This is a genomic window from Nocardia sp. NPDC051981, assembly GCF_040680715.1.
Classification (GTDB): domain Bacteria; phylum Actinomycetota; class Actinomycetes; order Mycobacteriales; family Mycobacteriaceae; genus Nocardia.
Genome location: NZ_JBFAXK010000036.1, coordinates 46157 through 63845, shown reverse-complemented (window position 1 = coordinate 63845; position 17689 = coordinate 46157). Strand labels below are relative to the sequence as shown.

General features: G+C 68.7%; 20 protein-coding genes and 1 pseudogene. 13 read left to right on the top strand and 8 right to left on the bottom strand.

The genetic code is table 11. The features are described 5' to 3' along the window. The first annotated feature begins 8 nt into the window (after positions 1–8). Genes AB0L60_RS38235 through AB0L60_RS38225 form a run of 3 tightly spaced genes read left to right on the top strand, consistent with a single transcriptional unit; the run spans position 9 to position 1931 of the window. On the top strand, positions 9–1010 hold the full coding sequence (locus AB0L60_RS38235; protein ID WP_364624611.1) for an NADP-dependent oxidoreductase: 1002 nt from the start codon (positions 9–11) through the stop codon (positions 1008–1010). A 15-nt stretch (positions 1011–1025) separates the two neighbouring features. After that, positions 1026–1625 (top strand): TetR/AcrR family transcriptional regulator, encoded by a 600-nt coding sequence (locus AB0L60_RS38230; RefSeq protein WP_364624609.1) that lies wholly within the window; start codon positions 1026–1028, stop codon positions 1623–1625. Positions 1626–1682: 57 nt separating this feature from the next. Beyond that, positions 1683–1931: a hypothetical protein gene (locus tag AB0L60_RS38225; protein ID WP_364624607.1), complete on the top strand. Its 249-nt coding sequence runs from the start codon at positions 1683–1685 to the stop codon at positions 1929–1931. A 119-nt stretch (positions 1932–2050) separates the two neighbouring features. Here the strand turns inward: AB0L60_RS38225 and AB0L60_RS38220 are convergent, their stop codons facing one another. After that, the gene (locus AB0L60_RS38220; protein WP_364624605.1) at positions 2051–2536 is read right to left on the bottom strand and encodes a PaaI family thioesterase; all 486 of its coding nucleotides are present in this window, start codon (positions 2534–2536) and stop codon (positions 2051–2053) included. Between the two features lie 63 nt (positions 2537–2599). Between AB0L60_RS38220 and AB0L60_RS38215 the strand changes: the two genes are divergently transcribed. After that, entirely contained in the window at positions 2600–3928 is a 1329-nt protein-coding gene (locus AB0L60_RS38215) for a PLP-dependent aminotransferase family protein (protein WP_364624603.1), read from the top strand. Positions 3929–3962: 34 nt separating this feature from the next. On the opposite strand, the gene AB0L60_RS38210 is transcribed toward AB0L60_RS38215, so the two are convergent. After that, positions 3963–4838, bottom strand: a complete 876-nt coding sequence (locus AB0L60_RS38210) for an SAM-dependent methyltransferase (RefSeq protein WP_364624601.1) — start codon at positions 4836–4838, stop codon at positions 3963–3965. A gap of 374 nt (positions 4839–5212) precedes the next feature. On the opposite strand from AB0L60_RS38210, the gene pnuC reads away from it, so the two are divergent. The 4 genes from pnuC (at position 5213) to AB0L60_RS38190 (ending at position 8647) form a co-directional block, all read left to right on the top strand. Next, complete coding sequence (gene pnuC, locus AB0L60_RS38205; RefSeq protein ID WP_364624599.1) at positions 5213–5866, top strand: nicotinamide riboside transporter PnuC; 654 nt, start codon at positions 5213–5215, stop codon at positions 5864–5866. A 140-nt stretch (positions 5867–6006) separates the two neighbouring features. Beyond that, a complete protein-coding gene (locus tag AB0L60_RS38200) occupies positions 6007–6819 on the top strand; it encodes a helix-turn-helix transcriptional regulator (RefSeq protein WP_364624597.1) in 813 nt (270 codons plus the stop codon). A gap of 46 nt (positions 6820–6865) precedes the next feature. After that, positions 6866–7729 (top strand): universal stress protein, encoded by an 864-nt coding sequence (locus AB0L60_RS38195; RefSeq protein ID WP_364624595.1) that lies wholly within the window; start codon positions 6866–6868, stop codon positions 7727–7729. 303 nt (positions 7730–8032) lie between these two features. Next, positions 8033–8647: a cutinase family protein gene (locus tag AB0L60_RS38190; protein ID WP_364624593.1), complete on the top strand. Its 615-nt coding sequence runs from the start codon at positions 8033–8035 to the stop codon at positions 8645–8647. A gap of 19 nt (positions 8648–8666) precedes the next feature. Here the strand turns inward: AB0L60_RS38190 and AB0L60_RS38185 are convergent, their stop codons facing one another. From AB0L60_RS38185 to AB0L60_RS38175, 3 genes and pseudogenes are all read right to left on the bottom strand, one after another. Continuing rightward, the gene (locus AB0L60_RS38185; protein WP_364624591.1) at positions 8667–9167 is read right to left on the bottom strand and encodes a hypothetical protein; all 501 of its coding nucleotides are present in this window, start codon (positions 9165–9167) and stop codon (positions 8667–8669) included. 162 nt (positions 9168–9329) lie between these two features. After that, positions 9330–9884: pseudogene (locus AB0L60_RS38180) on the bottom strand (VC0807 family protein); the annotation flags it as partial. Between the two features lie 111 nt (positions 9885–9995). Further along, positions 9996–10232 carry a hypothetical protein gene (locus AB0L60_RS38175; protein WP_364624589.1) on the bottom strand — a complete coding sequence of 79 codons (237 nt, stop codon included), beginning with the start codon at positions 10230–10232 and terminating at the stop codon, positions 9996–9998. Positions 10233–10386: 154 nt separating this feature from the next. Here AB0L60_RS38175 and AB0L60_RS38170 point away from each other — a divergent pair, with 154 nt between their 5' ends. From AB0L60_RS38170 to AB0L60_RS38155, 4 genes are read left to right on the top strand one after another with little or no spacing between them, the layout of a single operon-like run. Then, positions 10387–11295: an ATP-binding cassette domain-containing protein gene (locus AB0L60_RS38170; protein ID WP_364624586.1), complete on the top strand. Its 909-nt coding sequence runs from the start codon at positions 10387–10389 to the stop codon at positions 11293–11295. A gap of 21 nt (positions 11296–11316) precedes the next feature. Beyond that, positions 11317–12018: an ABC transporter permease gene (locus AB0L60_RS38165; protein ID WP_364624584.1), complete on the top strand. Its 702-nt coding sequence runs from the start codon at positions 11317–11319 to the stop codon at positions 12016–12018. Between the two features lie 29 nt (positions 12019–12047). After that, complete coding sequence (locus AB0L60_RS38160; protein ID WP_364624582.1) at positions 12048–13172, top strand: histidine kinase; 1125 nt, start codon at positions 12048–12050, stop codon at positions 13170–13172. A gap of 21 nt (positions 13173–13193) precedes the next feature. Beyond that, complete coding sequence (locus AB0L60_RS38155) at positions 13194–13841, top strand: response regulator transcription factor (protein WP_364624580.1); 648 nt, start codon at positions 13194–13196, stop codon at positions 13839–13841. A 7-nt stretch (positions 13842–13848) separates the two neighbouring features. Here the strand turns inward: AB0L60_RS38155 and AB0L60_RS38150 are convergent, their stop codons facing one another. Together AB0L60_RS38150 and AB0L60_RS38145 are read right to left on the bottom strand one after the other, a co-directional pair. Beyond that, the gene (locus AB0L60_RS38150) at positions 13849–14196 is read right to left on the bottom strand and encodes a DUF2218 domain-containing protein (protein WP_364624578.1); all 348 of its coding nucleotides are present in this window, start codon (positions 14194–14196) and stop codon (positions 13849–13851) included. A 5-nt stretch (positions 14197–14201) separates the two neighbouring features. Next, positions 14202–14822 carry a class I SAM-dependent methyltransferase gene (locus AB0L60_RS38145; protein ID WP_364624576.1) on the bottom strand — a complete coding sequence of 207 codons (621 nt, stop codon included), beginning with the start codon at positions 14820–14822 and terminating at the stop codon, positions 14202–14204. Positions 14823–15333: 511 nt separating this feature from the next. On the opposite strand from AB0L60_RS38145, the gene AB0L60_RS38140 reads away from it, so the two are divergent. After that, positions 15334–16887 carry an amino acid permease gene (locus tag AB0L60_RS38140; RefSeq protein ID WP_364624574.1) on the top strand — a complete coding sequence of 518 codons (1554 nt, stop codon included), beginning with the start codon at positions 15334–15336 and terminating at the stop codon, positions 16885–16887. Between the two features lie 25 nt (positions 16888–16912). Here the strand turns inward: AB0L60_RS38140 and AB0L60_RS38135 are convergent, their stop codons facing one another. Beyond that, positions 16913–17677 (bottom strand): 3-oxoacyl-ACP reductase, encoded by a 765-nt coding sequence (locus AB0L60_RS38135; protein ID WP_364624572.1) that lies wholly within the window; start codon positions 17675–17677, stop codon positions 16913–16915. Positions 17678–17689: the final 12 nt, after the last annotated feature.

The following is a 17689-nucleotide window of genomic DNA, read 5'->3' as shown; positions in this document are numbered from 1 at the left end:
AGACCCCCATGACGAAGACACAGCAGGTACGGCTGGCCCAGCGCCCCACCGGACTGCCCGGCGTCGGCACCTGGAAGGTGACCACCGAGGAACTGCCCCCGCTCGGCACGGGGCAGATCCTGGTCAAGATCGACTTCATCTCGCTCGATCCGGCCATGCGCGGCTGGCTCAACGACGTGCGCTCCTACCTCCCGCCGGTCGGGCTGGACGAAGTGATGCGGTCGCTGGATATCGCGACCGTCGTCGAATCCACCCACCCCGATTTCGCCGTCGGCGACACCGTGAGCGGCACCTTCGGGGTGACCGAGTACGCGATCAGCGACGGCCGCGGCGTGCAGCACGTCGACCTGGGCGTCGCGCCCGGGCCGACCTGGCTGGGTGCGCTCGGAATGCCCGGCATGACAGCGTATTTCGGGCTCCTGGAGGTCGGGAAGCTGAAAGCTGGTGAGACCGTGGTGGTCTCGGCGGCGGCGGGCGCGGTCGGGAGCGTGGTCGGCCAGATCGCGAAGGCCAAGGGCGCCACCGTCATCGGGATCGCCGGTGGAGCGGAGAAGTGCCGGCTGCTCACCGAGGAATTCGGTTTCGACGCCGCGATCGACTACCGCGGTGAGGACGTGCTGCAGCGGCTGCGGGAGCTCGCGCCGAAGGGCATCGACATCTACTTCGACAATGTCGGTGGTGAGATTCTCGATGCGGCGCTGGCCAATCTGCGCCGCGGGGCCCGCATCGTGCTGTGCGGGGCGATCGCGGCCTACAACGACGACCAGCTGCGGCCCGGGCCGTCGCGCTACATGTCGCTGCTGGTGTTCCGGGCGTCCATGACCGGCTTCGTGGTCTTCGACTACGCCGACCGCTACGGCGAGGCGGTGGCGGACATCGCGAAGTGGCTGACCGAGGGCAGGATCAAGAGCCGGGAGCATGTCGTGCAGGGTGGGGTGGAGCATTTCGGCGAGACGCTGAATCTGCTGTTCACCGGCGGCAACACCGGAAAACTGGTGCTCGCGCTCTGATGTAAGACTGTTCAGGTGACCGAATCAGAGGATCGCTCGCGCGCGGACGAGACGCGGGCCCGACTACTGGACGCCGCGGTCGCCGCCTTCGCCGAGCGCGGCTTCCACGGCGCCACCACGCGCGACATCACCTCGATCGCGGGACTGAGCACGGCGGCCATCTACGTCCACCACCGCTCCAAGGAAGAGCTGCTCTACCAGGTTTCGCACACCGGGCACCTGGACACGCTCGAGCGGATGCGGGAGGCGGTGGCCGCCTCGGACGACCCGGTCGAGCAGTTGGTCGCGGTCATGCGGCAATTCGCGATTCACCACGCCCGAGCGCACACCGTGGCCCGGGTCATCAACTACGAACTCGCCGCGTTGAGCCCCGAGCATCAGCGCGAGATCAAAGAGATCCGCCACGTCATCGACACCGAGATGCGGCAGTTGATCGAGCGCGGGGTCGACGCGGGCGTGTTCGACAATCCGAATCCGCGCATGGCGGCGGTAGCGCTGCTCTCACTGGGCATCGACCTCGCGCGCTGGTACCGGGAGGGCGGTCCGCTGTCGCCCGAGGAGATCGGCGACTACTACGTGGATCTCGCGCTGCGGATCGTCGGCGCACGCAAATAGCCTGCGCCACCTGGTATTTTCTGCTCTTCACCCGGTCCGCTCCACCCTTGGAGCGGGGTGGCCGCACTGCGCGACCGTAACTGGCTCACCGATAGCGATCTCACCCTGAGCACCCACGGCGCCGCGCGCCGCGCAGCGATCGAGACCCGCACCGACGAACTGTCGACCCACCGCTACGAGGTGATAGGACCAGACGGCTGCGAGCGCCTGCGAAAACTGTCCTCGGCCTTGTCGATTCGCATCATGGACGCCGACCTCGCCTTCCCGCCCATGCTGTCACAACGCTACCGCGACACGGTTCGGTAAGGCCGGGGTTTCGTCAGCTCGTCCCGGCGACCACGTTAGGAAGCTGTTGTATCCGGCTGCCAATAGATCGGCCTATGTCAGCTATAGGTTCTCCGATACTCGGCAGAATTCTCCAATACTCAGCGGCCGTGGGAGCGTTCGCCTCGCAGGGTGGTCACGATGCTGGTCACCGTGGCGACCGGCTTGCCGTCCGCGCGGGTGATATCGCACTGGTAGTGGGTGATGGTGCGGCCGGAGTGGGTGGGGAAGGCGGTGGCGCGCAGCGTGTCCTGCCATACCGGGCGGAGGAAGACCGCGCGGAGATCGATGCTGGTGAACGTTTCGCCGGGACCCACGACGGTGGAGTGGGCGGTGCCGATGGCGGCATCGGCCAGTTCGGTGAGCAGACCGCCGTGGACGGTGCCCTGCTGGTTGCCGTGCCGGGCGGGATCGGTGTCCAGCTCGACGGTGGCGCGGCCGGGGTCGATGGCCACCAGCCGGATGCCCAGGGTGCGGGAAATGGCGGTGGGGTAATGGAATTGGCAGGTCAGGCCGTCGGTCCCGGTGCCGTCGAGCTGTGCGCGCAGGTAGTCCAGGGCGGGCACTTCGGTGGTCACGATCGTCATGGGAACGGACGGTAGGACGCCGGGGCAGGACGATCAAGAAATTGTCCTAGGTACAGTCGGAAGATGCGGACCTACACCGATGTCGCCACCGCCCTCGCCGGGCAGATCCGGGACGGGCGCTGGGCGCCGGGACAGCGCCTGCCTACGCATCGGCAGCTGGCCGCCGAGCACGGTATCGCGGTGGCCACCGCGACCCGGGTGTTCGCGGAACTGAAGCGGGCGGGGCTGGTGGTCGGCGAACCGGGGCGGGGGAGCTTCGTGCGGGATCGGTCGGTGCGGCTGGCCGCGGCCGCGTACGGGCCGGGCGCGGAGACGGTGTGGGCGGATCTGGCCTTCACCCAGCCGCTGTCGCCGCGTCGGGAGGAATTGCTGCGCACGGGTTTACGCGACCTGGCGGCCTCCGGCGATCTGGACGCCCTGCTGCGGCAGCAGCCGCCGGGTGGGCGGCCGCACGATCGCGCGACGATCGCCGGGTTCCTCGGCCGGCGGGGTCTCGAGGTCGATCCGGCGCGGGTGGTGCTGACCACCGGGGCGCAGCACGGGCTGGATCTGGTTGTGCGAGCGATGTTCTCACCCGGCGACGTGATCGCCGTGGACGAGCTCACCTACCCCGGATTCAAGCTGCTGGCCCAGGCGCACAGGCTCACGCTCGCACCGGTTCCGGCGGCCGGGAACGGCCCGGACCCCGACGCCCTGGCGCGGTTGTGTGCGAAAAGGCCGGTGCGCGCGCTCTATACGATGCCGACCCTGCACAATCCGCTCGGCTGGGTGATCGACAGCGACCGGCGGCGAGCGCTCGTTTCCGTTGCGCGCCGGCATGATCTGTTCCTGATCGAGGACGCCGCCTACGCCTTTCTCGCCGATCCGGCCCCGCCACCGCTGGCGGCGATCGCCCCGGAGCGCACCTTCTGGGTGTCGAGCCTGTCCAAGAGCGTCGCGGCCGGACTGCGTTTCGGCATGCTGGTCCACCCGCCCATGGCCGCGCCCGCCCTGGCCCGCACCCTGCGCGCCACCATGGCCGGTCCGCCCGGGCTGACCAGCGCCCTGGCCACCCGCTGGCTCGCCGACGGCACCGTCGGCACTCTCGAACAGGCGAGTCGCGTTGCCGCGCAGGAGCATCAGCGCATCCTGCATCAGGAGCTCGGCGATCGGAATCCGATCGCCCACCCGTGCTCGTTCTTCGCGTGGCTGCCCATCGATCCGGACCAGCGCATGGACCGGATCGCCGCCGAACTGTCCCGGCGCGGCATTCGCGTCTGCACCGCCGAGACGTTCGCCACCACCGCGCACGTGCCGCACGGGCTGCGCATCGCGCTGGGATCGCCTGCCCCGGAAGAACTTCCGCTGGTGCTCGCGGAAATGCGCGCGGCCCTCGACAGCGTGCCGCTGTGATACCAGGACCGCGCGAGATCCGGGCCGAGCCGGGTCAGGGCCGGATGACCGTGACCAGATTGATCAGCGACTGCTGTCGCGGATTGTCGGGCGGAGTGCCGCCGAGGTCGTGAATGTACTCGGTGAGATTGACGCGCTGACCGGTCCAGCCGCGGGCGGTGAACCATTCGGTGGCGTCGCTGCGGGGCTCGTTGTAGATCATGCCCACCCAGTCCGAGCCGGTCTCGCCCTCCCCGGTCATCTCGGCGACCGACTCCGCGGGCAGCGGATCCATCTGCTCGATGGCGACCCGGCTGCCGTGCGCGCTGAGCCCGGCGATGGCATCGAAGAGCTGGTCCTGCGCAGCCGGCGTCAGATAGATCAGCAGGCCCTCCACCAGCCATGCGGTCGGCGCGGCGGGATCGAATCCGCTGTCGCGCAGGGCCTTCGGCCAGTCTTCGCGCAGATCGACCGCCACCTCGTGCCGCTCGGCGCGCGGCCGGTGCCCGGCCGCGGCGAGCGTCTCCCGTTTGAAGTCGAGCACCTGCGGGCGGTCGAGCTCGTAGATCACGGTGCCGTCCGGCCACGCCAGCCGGTAGGCACGCGAGTCCAGGCCGGCCGCCAGAATCACCACCTGACGCACCCCCGCATAGGAGGCGGCGGCCATGTAATCGTCGAAATATCGGGTGCGAGAGATCTGATGCTGCTGGAACTGCACCCCGAACTCGGGTGCCAGCAGCGGGTGTTCGGGCAAGCGGCCCGCCAGCAGCTCGGCCCATTCCCCGCCCGCGGCCCGCACGAACAGCTCGGCGAACTCATCGTGCGCCGGCGCATCGATCGCGCGGCCACCCAGCACCCGGGCGGCCGCCACGAACAATGCCGTGGATCCAACACTGGTCTTGATATCCCAGGAATCACCTTCGGTGCGCATATTCGCCAACGTACTCACGCGGGCGCACAAGGTCATTCCGCCGCGTGAAGTCAGCGGGAATCCACCACGGATCCATCATCTGGCTGCAATTCGCATCGTCGAATGTCCGGTCCGCGATCGATCTGATCATCCCGGTCGGCTGGAACGTCGTAGATCCGCCGCGCACCGCGCGCCTTTTCGACGCGGGACCCTCACCGCGCCGGGCGATCGGCATCAAGGCTGGCGGCCCATGCCTGTGCCGCACCGGTCCCCGATCGGGGAGGGGCGGTGGCGGGAATATCGGTATGTGGCACGGTGGTTCCGCACGACGACAGAACGCACGCCCCGGGACCCGGATCCGGCAGCTGTGCTCGGCAGGCAGCGGAGGAGGCCCGGTGAACACCGGATTCGACCTGTTCGATGAACACATCCTCTGGACCGACGCCATCGGCAATCTGCTGTCCCTCGCAGTGGTGTGGCTGGCCATGCGCAAGACCATGTGGACGTGGCCCGTGCAGCTGGCCGGCGCGATCCTGCTGCTGGCGGCGTCGGTGCACGCCCACGTGCCCGGCAACGCGCTCAAGCAGCTGTTGTTCATCGGGCTCGCGGGCTACGGCTGGCTGGCCTGGCGGCGCGGCACCTCCGAGCACCGGGATCTGATGGTCCGGCCCGCCACCCGCCGCGAACGCCTGACGCTGCTGGCCCTGCTGGCGGTCGGCACGGTCGCGGTGGCCGAGGCGTTCGCCCACCTCGGCTGGCTGCACATCGCCTGGTCCCCGTGCGCCAATGCCTATGTCTTCGTCGGCAGCGCCATCGCGACCTTCGCGCAGAGCCGGGCCCTGACCGACTTCTGGATCATCTGGATGCTCGTCGATCTGGTCGGTGTGCCGCTCGCGATGAAATCCGGCCTGTACGCCTCGGGCGCGGTCTACGGACTGTTCTTCCTGCTCGTGGTGCTCGGTTTCCTGCGCTGGCGGGGCGAATATCGTTCGCGCCGAGACCTTCCCGCCGCCTCGGCGGCCGTCGCCGCGCCCGCCGGTGGCGAGTGAGCCGGTCCCGATACCGGGAATTCGCTGCCCTGCCCCTATTTGTTCCGGATACTCGATTTGCCGACAGGAGTGCAGGCTGCTAGGCAGTAGCCACTGATCGAGGTCCATCCAGGCGGGTGGAGTGTTTTCCGGGGTGGGATATGAGTGACGGAACTTTCGGCGACTCGGGGTCGATGTTCGGGCGGGTGGAACCACCGAGCTTCGGCAGTACGCTGCGGCGGCTGCGGGAACGACGCGGCGTCTCTCGTGAGCGGCTGGCCTTCGGCTCGGGTGTCAGCATCAGCTACATCACGCGCATGGAACGCGGCGACCGCGACCACCCGACCGAGCAGGTGCTGACGGCCATGGTGCGCTATCTGCACAAGGTCGGCCCGGTGACCCCGGTCGAATACCGGCATCTGCTCGAACTGGCCGCCCTGCCGCAGCACCCGGCCGCGGCCCGCGGGCCGATCGCCGCGGACGTGCCGGGCATTCTCGCCGCCCACCTCCCGCACCCCGCGGCCTACCTGGACCGGTATCTGAATGTGCTGGCCGCCAATACTGCTCATCTGCGCACCTTCCCGGGCGTCGGCGAGGACGGCAACTATCTGCGGTGGATGCTCACCAATCCGGCCGCGCGTGCGGTGCTGCCGGCCTGGGAGTCCGATCTGCGGCGTGCGATCGCCACGCTGCGCGGCGTGATGGCCATCGTCGGCGAGGCCGCCGACGATGCCCGGCTGCTGACCGAGTTCGGCCGCTTCGAGATCTTCCGGCGCATGTGGACCGAGGAGCACTACAGCCTCACCGGGGCGCCGACGGTCATGCGCCTGCGCGACTTCGAGACCGGTGAACCGTATGCGCTGCTGTGGCAGATCCTGCGGGATCAGTCCACCCAGATGTACCCCGATCAGCCCCTGTTCATCGTCGGACTGCCCACGGCGAGTCGACCTGGAGACCGTCCGGTCGGCTCGTAGGATCGCCCGCGGAAGGTTCTGTCCACCCGGAGGGAGGCCGAACGCGGTGCCTGTTCACAGTCTCGACCGGCCGATCGTGGTCGGTGTCGACGCGTCCGAGTCCGCCCTGCACGCCGTGCGCTGGGCCGCCGTGGACGCGGCCCTGCGCGGCGCGGCCCTGCACCTGGTGTTCGCGGTGCCCGCTGGCGGCGAATCGCCCCTGGACGAGAGCCCGGTCCGGCTGCTGCACGATCGGCTGCGCGATACCGCCCAGGCCGCCCTCGACGCCGCCGCCGAGATCGCGCGGAAAGCCGCCGGGGACCGCGAGATTCGCGATATCCGCACCTTCCTAGTCGATGTCCCGGCCGTCATGGTGCTGGCGGAGCTCGCCGCCACCGCCTACTACGTGGTGGTCGGCGTGCGCGGGATGAGCGCCTATCACCGCAGCCTGCTCGGGTCGGTCAGCACCGGTGTGGCGCGGCATGCGCAGGGACCGGTGGTGGTGGTTCCCGGTGAGACGGACGGGCTGTCGGACCTGCCCGTGGTGGCCGGCGTGGACGGGTCGCCGCACAGCGTCCGTGCACTCGAGATCGCCTTCGACGAGGCCTCCCGGCGCGGCGTGCCGCTGATCGCGGTCCAGGCGTGGGAGGTGTCCGGAGACAGCGACACCCGCTCCTACGACGACGCGGTCCAGCTGCTCACGCGCATGCTCGATCGCAATACCCGGGACTACCCGGGCGTCGAGGTGAAATCCGTTGTGAAGGAAGGACGTCCCGCCCGGGTTCTGCTCGATGCCGCCGCCGGTGCGCAACTGCTGGTGGTCGGAAGTCACGGCACCCGTGGCTATCCCGGTATGGCGCTCGGCTCGACCGGTCACGCGCTGCTGCACGGCAGCGAGTGCCCCATCGCCCTGGTCCGCTTGCGCGACTGAGCCGGGCGGCATTGCCGATTTCGCGCAGCGCGTCCTCGGATACGGGAGTTTCGCACCGGCACACCGGATTCGGACGCGACTGACCCGCGCGCTGTGCGACCGATGGCCGAACGTCTCCGTGTCAATGCCCGGCAAGCTGGCCGGGTCGTGCACACGCGGCCCCGCTGACATCGCGGTACGGCCAACAAAAGCAGTGCGTGTGTAACTGTTTCGCCAGAAATCAAGAACCCCAGCAATTTCTGGGTACATCATGCGCAAGCCGGGCCCGACCCGGAGGTTACACAAATAAAGAAAGTTACGACCATGCGTAGAGCAACGGCGCTCTTCGCCGCATTACTGTTGGCCATCCTCTTTTCCATCACGCACCTGGCGGCCCCGAAGGCCAATGCCGATGTCTGCACCGGTGATTGGGCGATCGGCATCGGCGGACTCGGCGACAACACCTCGTCCATCTTCATCCCGTACGTCGATCAGCCAGTCGGATACAACTCCGCCGACCCGATGTCGGGGTTGAATGAACTGGACCGACTGTTCTGGCAGCACCGCAACGAATGCCCGGGCGACCACATCCGGTTGATCGGGCACAGTGAGGGCGCCGGCATCGTGCACGCCTGGGTCACCGCACACCAGGACGTCGACAATGCCAATGCCATTCTGCTGTCGGATCCCAAGCGGGCCCCCGGCCCGGGTTGGGGCGGACTGTCCTCGACTCCCGGCAACGGGATCATCGGCTATCCGCTGGCCGGCGTCGACGACTGGTTCGGCGATTTCCCGGTTCTGACGGTGTGCAACCACGACGACCAGATCTGCGACACTTCGGCCGGCTGGTGGGGTTACCTCTTCGGGGGAGCGCATGGTCGTTACGATTTCAATGTCTGGGACTACGGCGACTGGGATTCCGGCGTCTGGTACCGGTAATCACGTGATTCGAAGGGGATCAGTAGCCGAAAGGCACTGGTCCCCTTTGGCTGAACCCGTGCCCCATCGACGTGCACACGGCCGAGCCATTGAAGGTGATCTGACAGGTCGCGCCGGCATGGGTAATCGAGAACTGCGGATCGTGTCCGCTCACCTGCGCGATGGGGGCCAGACCCGGATTTCCGCCCGCGAGGGTGTGGCTGCCGTTGGAATTCCACTCGGGATGCGCGGGCAGCGCGGTCGAATCGATGGAAATGGCAGGCACATTCGAGAACGGCACCTGGGCCCCGGCATAGAGCACATTCATGGTGGCCGCCGGAACCGTCAGATCACACCCCACCGCGCCGGCCGCGCCGATCGAACAGTTCCACTCGCCCATGCTGAAATACACGGTGTCGCCGACCTGGGCGGGACCGCCCGCGTCGTCGGCGTACGCGCCCGCCGCCTCGAACAAACCGGCAACAATCCCGAGAATTCCCCCGCAAACCCATGCGGCGGTCGCTTTCACAGCTCTGGACACGGCATCTCCCTGATGCGCATTAAGTGTTATCGGCCGAACCGGCCATAGAGAAAACGTATCACTTTACGGCGCAATGGCAGAAGTTCTGTCGAGGGGGCTGACACAATTTTCGGCCACCGCGGCGGTCAATTCGTCTCAGCGACCGGCAAATCCTTCCGTTTTTCAGACCTTCAGCCCGTTGCGGGTGACGTAGACGATGTGGAAGGTGATCAGCCCGGCGAGGACCACGAGCCATCGCAGCGTGGTGGCCAGGGGAACGGCGTCGAGGGGCGGTGTGCAGGCGAAGGCCACCCGAACGACGGCGTCGAGGGTGAATACCGTGCCCCACACCGCGGTCAGCACGCGCAATTGATGGCGGAAGCGGGAGTCGTTGTCCCAGCGTGCATCCCACTCCCGATATCCCGCCTCGCCGATCTTCACCGTGACGATGGTGCGGGCGAAGCTGCGCATCATGGGCCGCTGGGTGAGCAGCGTGCCCAGCGTCCACAGGCTCAGCGCCCCGAACAGCCAGCTGTCCCGGACCAGCAGGGTGCGCGGATCGCCGGTGACCAGGGAAACCACCGTGCCGGCCACGATCATGGTGAGGGTGAACAGGGCGATGGCGTCGACGCGGCGGTGGCGGACGGCGTCGTAGGCGAGGAAGGGGAGGGTGACCAGGGCGGGCGCCACCAGTGCCGGCCAGGGGTTGACGCCCGCGCCGCGCAGTGCGTAATAGGCGCCGAGGGGAGGACGAGTTCCAGGATCACCTGGCGCGCAGTGTGTTTGCGCAGGGCCGCGCGCTTCTGGTCGGGGCCGGGGTCTGTAGGGTGGTCGCGGGCAGCGCCATGATCAGGCGTCCTTCCGGGTGGCGCGGTCGAAGATGTCGGCGAGTTCCTGGGCGCAGGCCGAGGTGTCGAAGGCCGGGTCGGCGGCGGCGCGCGCGATGGCGGCGTCCACCGAGCCGCGGATGGCCATCAGCATGACGACCGGATCGAACTCGCGGAATGCCCCGTCGCGCTGGCCTTCTCGCAGTCGCTCGCCCTGTGCCGCGGACACGCCGTCGAGCTGCTCGACGAGGCCGAACATCGTCCGTTCCGCCGGCACTCATCGACCCCGGCGTAAGCCGAAAGTGGTACCTCGCCGTGTGCTGTCGGCTGATTGCCGCGCCGCGCCGCTCCGGAATCGTCGGAGCAGACACGGTGACGCGACGGGCGTCGCCCTTCCGATGCGAGGTGAACGGATGATTCAGGCGCGTGGGCTCGGCAAGCGCTACGGGGACGTGCCGGCGGTGGACAACCTGTCCTTCGATGTCCGGCCCGGCGTGGTGACCGGCTTCCTCGGTCCGAACGGGGCCGGGAAGTCGACCACCATGCGGCTCATGCTGGGCCTCGATCACGGCAGCGGCCGCACCCTTTTCGACGGGCAGCCCTACGTCGAGCTGACCGATCCGCTGCGGTCGGTCGGCGTCATGCTCGATGCCCGCGCCGTGCATCCCAAGCGCACGGCCATCGGGCATCTGCGCATGATCGCCGCCGGGGCGGGCATCGGAGAGGGCCGGGTCGAGGAGGTGCTGGGCCTGGTCGGCCTGTGCGATGTGGCCGGGAAGCGGGCGGGCGGGTTCAGTCTCGGGATGCACCAGCGCCTGGGTCTGGCGGCCGCGCTGCTGGGTGATCCGGCCACCCTGATCCTGGACGAGCCCGCCAACGGGCTGGACCCCGAGGGTGTGCGCTGGCTGCGCGATCTGCTGAAAGAGCTTGCGCACCAGGGGCGGACCATCTTCGTCTCCTCGCATCTGCTGAACGAGATGGCGCACCTGGCGGATTCGCTCGTCGTCATCGGCGCCGGGCGGCTGCTGGCCGCGGAATCGGTGCGCGAGTTCGTCGCCCGCAACTCCGCGCCCCGCATCACGGCGCGCACCGATCGGCCCGCGGAACTGGCGAAGACGTTGAACCGCCATGGATTCCGCGCCCGGGTGGAGGCGGACGGCACCGTGGCCGTCGAAGGTCACGACCGGCAAGGCGTCGCCGCCCTGGCCCTGCGCACCGGGCTGCTGATCACCGAGCTGACCCAGGCGCGCACCAGCCTGGAGGACGCCTACTTCCAGGCCACCGCCGATTCCGCCCAGTACCGCGGCCACGTTGTCGCCTGACCTCGAACAGGACTTCCGCTCATGTCCAATGCCATCCGCTACGAACTGACCCGGCTCGCCACCCTGCGCTCCACCTGGGCGCTGCTCGCGCTCGGCCTGGCCCTGCAGGGCTTCATCGCCTATCTGTCTGCTGCCCGCGACCACGCCACGCCGAGCGAGCAATTCGCCGCGTCGGTCTCGGGGCTGCCGTTGCTGCTGGCCGCGCTGTTCGCCACCGCGGTGGCGGTCAATGCCTTCGGGCACGAATACCGTTACGGCACCATCACCACCACCGTGCTCACCGTGCGCCGGCCGGGCCGGGTCCTGGCGGCGAAGGCGCTCACGGTGGGCGTGCTCGCCGCTCTCTACGGCCTGGCGCTGGTGGGCGTGACCGTGCTCGTGCAGCTGCTGACCTCGACGCTACCCGCCGAAACCTCGCATCTGGCACGGGCTTTCACCGCAGTCCCCGTGTACGTGACGCTCGCCGCCCTGGCCGGTATGGGCATGGCCGCCGTCACCCGTAATGCGACCGTCGCCATGGTGGTGGCCATCGGCTTCCCGACCGTGGTGGAGACCGGCGCGGTGCTGGCCGGCGTCAGCCCGAAGATGATGCCCTTCCTGTCCGCCGGGCAGCTGGTGCAGCCCGGCACCGGGAATCCCGCGCTGCTGGTACTGCCGCTGACGCTGGTGGCGGCCGTGTTGCTGGCGCTCGGACGCGTGCTGCTCGCGCGCCGTGACGTGTGAGAATGGCGAGCACGACTAGGGTTGCCGGAATGAGCACGACGCGACGGATCGGCACGGTGATCCTCGATGTCGTGCTCGCCGCGCTGTTCGGCGCGGCCGGTTTCGAGGAGGTGCACACCTCCGCGATCGGCCTGCTGCCCGCCGCCGCGGGCCCGCCGGTGGCCGTCGTGGCCGGTGTCGCCCTGCTCGCGCGGCGCTTCCGGCCGCTGCCGGTACTCGGGGTGGCGCTGCTCGGGCAGCTGCTGGTCGGCGCGTTCGCGCCCATGCTGCTGGCGATCTACACGGTCGCCCGGCGCTACGGCAACCGCCGCCCGACCTGGCTGGCGGCGCTCGCGTCGGTGATCGTGGCGGTGGTGCCCTGGGGCGCGGGCGGCTGGTGGGAGCTTTTCTTCCACCGTGGCGTCATCGTCACGGTCGGGCTCGCGCTGCCGCTGCTGCTGGGGCTGTGGACCAATCAGCGCGCCGAAACCCTTGCGGCCCTGCGGGAACGCGCTGAGCAGGCCGAACGCGAACGCGACCTGCGCGCCGCGGCGGCGGTGGAGGCCGAGCGCCTGCGCATCGCGGGGGAGCTGCACGATATTGTGGCGCACCGGATTTCGCAGATCACCGTGCTGGCCGGGGCGCTCGAGGTGTCCGCCGACGGCAAGCCCGCCGAGATCGCCGGCACCATCCGCGCCACCGGATCGCGCGCCCTGACCGAGATGCGGGAGCTGCTCGGCGTACTGCGCGCCCGCGACGGCGGGGAGGCGGCGCCGCTGCGGCCCGTGCCCGACCTGGGCGCCATTGCCGAACTCGTCGCCGAGGCGGTCGCCGCCGGGCAACAGGTGGACCTGTCGCTGCCGCCGGACCTGCCGCCGGTGCCGGGACCGGTCGGCCGGGCCGCGCATCGACTGGTGCGGGAGGCGCTGACCAATGCCGCCAAGCATGCGGCCGGGGCCGAGGTGCGGGTGGCGCTCACCGTCGCCGACGATCGTCTCGACGTCGATGTCCGCAACGGCCCCGGTGAGCGGACCGCCCTGGCTGCCCAGGGTTCCGGCTTCGGTCTGCTCGGCATGCGCGAACGGGTCGAACTCGCCGGTGGGACCGTGCATTCCGGTCCGCTGGCCGGCGGCTACCGGGTGCACGCGACGTTCCCGCTGACGACCGACGAATGACGATGTGGTGAAGGAGGTTTCGTGATCCGGGTGGTGCTGCTCGACGACGAGGAACTGGTGCGCTCCGGGATCGCCATGATTCTGGAGGCCGGCGGCGATATCGAGGTGGTCGCCCAGGACGGCGACGGCCGCGCCATCGTGGACCTGGTGCACCGGCACCGCCCGGATGTGGTGGTCACCGATATCCGCATGCCGCACGTGGACGGGCTCGAGGTGACCCGCCGGGTCCGCGGCCTTCCCACGCCGCCGGCGGTGATCGTCCTCACCACCTTCGGACTGGACGAATACGTCTACGCCGCACTGGAATCCGGGGCGGCGGGCTTCCTGCTCAAGGACACTCCGCCCCGCGAACTCGCCCGTGCCGTCGAGGTGGTCGCCGCCGGTGACGCCATCCTCGCGCCCGCCATCACCAAACGCATGCTCACCGCCTTCACCCAAGGTCCTGGCGCGCAGCAACCGGACGCGCTCGCCCAGCTCTCCCAGCTCACCGATCGGGAACGCGAGGTCGCGCGGGCCGTCGCCACGGGTGCGGGCAATGCCGAGATCGCCCGGACCCTCCACATGAGCGAGTCCACGGTCAAGGTGCACATCAGCCGTGTCATCGCCAAGCTGGGTCTCGAAAACCGCACGCAGATAGCGATTCTCGTGCTGCGCGCCGGATTGGCCTGAAGGCCGGTCAGTCCGGATCCCGCCAGTCGATGGTGAGGGAACCGCCGCCGAAGCGGGTGAGGTCGCGGATGAGGATGTCGCGGATGCGGTGCAGGGCCGTGGCGTCGGTCGCGTCGATGCGCATCACGAGGGCCTCGGGTTCGGCGGTGAGGGTGCAGTGGCCCCAGGGGTCGAAATGGGCTGTGGTGCGGGCGTCGGTGCCTTCGACGCGTAGGTGGATCTCGCCGGCGGCCCCGGGACTGCCGGCGTGGACGCGGTGACCGCGCGGGGAGGACATCGCCTCGGCGTGGGTGCGGAACTGACGCAGGTAGCGGGCCGATCGGTCGGTGGGGATGCGGGATTCGAGTGCGGGCATGGGAATCACTGCCGGGTGAGGGCGGCGAGCCAGGCTGCCACCGGGGTCGGGCTGGGAAGGATATCCAGGGTGGCCGGTTCGAGGGAATCGAGTCGCCAGCCATCGGTGAAGGCGGACTCGATATCGGGGCGGCTCAGGCGATGCGGACCCCAGGTGCCGGGCTGGCGATCGCTGAAACCGAGCAGGAAGTAGCGTCCACCCGGCGCAATGATCGTGGCCAGGCCGTCGACCAGGGCGACGCGGTCCGCGCCGTCGAACAGGTGGAACAGGCCGCAGTCCAGCACGGTGTCGAAGGTCTCGCCGAGGGTGGCCAGATCCAGGGCGCTGTGGCGCACGAACCGCGCCTGCAGGCCGCGTTCCGCCGCCTTGTGCCGGGCCAGTTCGAGCGCCCGCGCGGACTGGTCGATCCCGGTGGCATCAAGACCCAGGCCGGCGGCGAGCAACGCGTGTTCGCCGGTGCCGCAACCGAGGTCGAGGACCCGGCCGCGCAGGGCGCCGGCCTCGGCGAGGGCGGTGACGGCGGGCTGGGGGCGGTCGATGTCCCATGGCGGTTTCGTCGCGTACAGGGTGTCGGGCGCGTTGGGGTCGTGGTATTCGGGGTGGGGGTCCTCGGTGGGTGGGAACACGGAATTCTCCTGTCGGGAGGGCCGGCCGTGACCTGATTCCCCGAATTTATCGGTCTTGGCTGCCGGTTGGCAGGCGATGTGGGCATAGACGGTGAGGACGCGCCGAGCTGGCCGTCGGCAGGCGGCGCGTATCGACATGGCCTCGGATCGGAGCCGACAGGGTGGTCGTCGTCCTATGCGGCGGTGAGTTTCGGACGGACCCCCGGTCGTGATCCGGACCTGACAGGCTGCCGGGGGATCTCAGGTCCGGCCGCGGGTAATCGACGACCGCACGAGCGGTTCCAGCTGGGTGGCAATGGTACCGTCCCCCGATTATAACGACTGTTATAGAAGGAACTGGCCGCCCTCGCCCAGGGCAGCGGTCGGATGCGTGAGCTGCAGTTCGTCCGGACCGGGCGGCTGGCCATCGCCGACTAATTTGCCCGTTGGCCTGCGGTTCGGCACGGGATTACCGCACACTGGGCTCCTGGCAAACGCCGTGTGAGGGCGGCGTTTTCACTCGGGAGCTAGCATGACCGCAACTCAGCCTCGATCCGATGATGAACGGCGGCTCGCCGAACTCGGTTACAAACAGGAATTGGCGCGATCCTGGTCCGGATTCTCCAATTTCGCGATCAGTTTCACCATTGTCTCGATTCTCACCGGCGGCCTGGCGAGTTATGGGATCGGCCTGTCCAATGGCGGGCCGATCACCATGGCGTGGGGCTGGCCGCTGGTTTCGATCATGGTGTTGTTCGTCGGGCTGGCCATGGCCGAATTGGCCTCGGCCTATCCGACATCGGGCGGACTGTACTGGTGGGCGTCGGAGCTGGGCGGGCCGGTGTGGGGCTGGTTCACCGGCTGGTTCAACCTGATCGGGCAGATCGCGGTGACCGCGGCCATCGATTACGGCGCGGCCATCTTCACCACCGTGGTACTGAATGTCATCGGATGGGATATCGGGACCGACCGCAATGCCATCTTCGCGGTGTTCTCCGGGATTCTGGTGCTGCACGCGGTGCTGAACATCATCGGCCCGCATCTGTCGGCGGTCATCAACAATGTGTCGGCCTGGTGGCATGTGGGCGGCGTGGCCATCTTCGTGGTGGTGCTGGGTTTCGGTGCGCGCCACCACCAGAGCATCGGCTTCGTGTTCACCAAGACCGTGGACAACAGCGCGATCGGGTTCGGCGGGGTGGCGTTCAGCTTCCTGCTCGGGCTACTGCACGCCCAGTACACGTTCACCGGGTACGACGCGTCGGCGCACATGTCGGAGGAGACGCACGACGCCTCGCGCATGGCGGCCAAGGGGATCATCAACACCATCGTGGTGTCGGCCATCGCGGGGTATCTGCTCATCATGGCGGTCACGTTCGCGATCCCGAATCTCGACGATGCGCTGGATCCGGCCAAGAACAGCGGCTATCCGGTCATCTACATCCTGCAGAGTTCGCTGAATTCGTTCTGGTCCGGGCTGCTGCTGATCATTGCCGCCGTCGCCCAATTGTTCTGCGGCTACGCCTCGGTCACCGCGGCCTCCCGCATGCTGTTCGCCTTCGCGCGCGACGGCGCGGTGCCGGGATCCAAGCTGTGGGCGAAGCTGTCGGCCCGCCGGGTGCCGGTGAACGCGGTCTTCTTCGTCTCGGTGTTCGCGTTCATCCTGCTGATTCCGTCGATGCTGGTGCCCGCCGCCAATGCCCCGACCGCGTACGCCGCCGCCACCTCGGTGGCCACCATCGGCCTGTACATCGCCTACGGGATTCCGGTGCTGCTGCGGCTGTTGCGCGGCAACCGATTCCAGGCCGGGCCATGGCAGCTGGGCCGCTGGTATCGGCCGATCGGGATCATCGCGCTGATCTGGATCGTGATCATCAGCGTGCTGTTCATCCTGCCGACCGACGATCACGGGTATCCGTGGGTGGACGGATTCACCTGGAACGCGGTGAATTACGCGCCCCTCACCCTGGTCGGGGTGGTGGGCGCGATCGCCGTCTGGTGGTTCGTCTCGGCCCGGCGCTGGTTCACCGGGCCCAGACGAACCGTGGAGGAGCCGCCGGAGGTCGACCAGGCCCCCGTCGGCGCCTGAACCGCAGCGCCCGAAAACCGTTGCGCTACAGGGGCGTCACGTACGCGCCCGCAATACCGCCGTCGACCATGAACTGCGAGGCGGTGATGAAGGAGGAATCGTCGCTGGCGAGGAAGGCCACGGCGGCGGCGATCTCCTCGGGCTCGGCGAACCGCCCGACGGGAATGTGCACCAGGCGGCGCGCGGCGCGTTCGGGATCCTTGGCGAACAGCTCCTGCAACAGGGGAGTGTTGACCGGACCGGGGCACAGCGCGTTCACGCGAATGCCCTGGCGCGCGAACTGGACTCCCAGCTCCCGGCTCATGGCCAGCACGCCGCCCTTGGAGGCGGTGTAGGAGATCTGGGAGGTGGCCGCGCCCATGACGGCCACGAAGGACGCGGTATTGATGACCGAGCCCCGGCCGCGTTCGAGCATGTGCTCGATGGCGTACTTGCTGCACAGATACACCGAGGTCAGATTGACCTCCTGCACCCGTTTCCAGGCGTCGATGCCGGTGGTGAGGATCGAATCGTCCTCCGGCGGTGAGATGCCCGCGTTGTTGAATGCGATGTCGAGGCCGCCGTAGGTGTCGACGGCGGCCTGGAACAGGTCCCGCACCTGCTCCTCGTCGGTGACGTCGACCTTCACGTAGAGCCCGCCGGCCTCGGCCGCGGCGGCCTCGCCGCTGGTGGCGTCGATATCGGCGACCACGACCTTCGCGCCCTCCTGGGCGAAGCGCCGGACGGTGGCCAGCCCGATGCCGCTGCCGCCGCCGGTGACGACCGCGACTCGATCCTGTAAGCGCTGCAACGTATCTCCTTC

Excerpts from the sequence above, each read along its gene's own strand:
- AB0L60_RS38165 (WP_364624584.1), top strand. The coding sequence starts at position 11,317 with ATGTCCAATGCCATCCGCTACGAACTGACCCGGCTCGCCACCCTGCGC.
- AB0L60_RS38220 (WP_364624605.1), bottom strand. The coding sequence starts at position 2,536 with ATGACGATCGTGACCACCGAAGTGCCCGCCCTGGACTACCTGCGCGCA.
- AB0L60_RS38150 (WP_364624578.1), bottom strand. The coding sequence starts at position 14,196 with ATGCCCGCACTCGAATCCCGCATCCCCACCGACCGATCGGCCCGCTAC.
- AB0L60_RS38210 (WP_364624601.1), bottom strand. The coding sequence starts at position 4,838 with ATGCGCACCGAAGGTGATTCCTGGGATATCAAGACCAGTGTTGGATCC.
- AB0L60_RS38235 (WP_364624611.1), top strand. The coding sequence starts at position 9 with ATGACGAAGACACAGCAGGTACGGCTGGCCCAGCGCCCCACCGGACTG.
- AB0L60_RS38175 (WP_364624589.1), bottom strand. The coding sequence starts at position 10,232 with ATGTTCGGCCTCGTCGAGCAGCTCGACGGCGTGTCCGCGGCACAGGGC.
- AB0L60_RS38215 (WP_364624603.1), top strand. The coding sequence starts at position 2,600 with ATGCGGACCTACACCGATGTCGCCACCGCCCTCGCCGGGCAGATCCGG.
- AB0L60_RS38140 (WP_364624574.1), top strand. The coding sequence starts at position 15,334 with ATGACCGCAACTCAGCCTCGATCCGATGATGAACGGCGGCTCGCCGAA.
- AB0L60_RS38170 (WP_364624586.1), top strand. The coding sequence starts at position 10,387 with ATGATTCAGGCGCGTGGGCTCGGCAAGCGCTACGGGGACGTGCCGGCG.
- AB0L60_RS38160 (WP_364624582.1), top strand. The coding sequence starts at position 12,048 with ATGAGCACGACGCGACGGATCGGCACGGTGATCCTCGATGTCGTGCTC.
- AB0L60_RS38190 (WP_364624593.1), top strand. The coding sequence starts at position 8,033 with ATGCGTAGAGCAACGGCGCTCTTCGCCGCATTACTGTTGGCCATCCTC.
- AB0L60_RS38200 (WP_364624597.1), top strand. The coding sequence starts at position 6,007 with ATGAGTGACGGAACTTTCGGCGACTCGGGGTCGATGTTCGGGCGGGTG.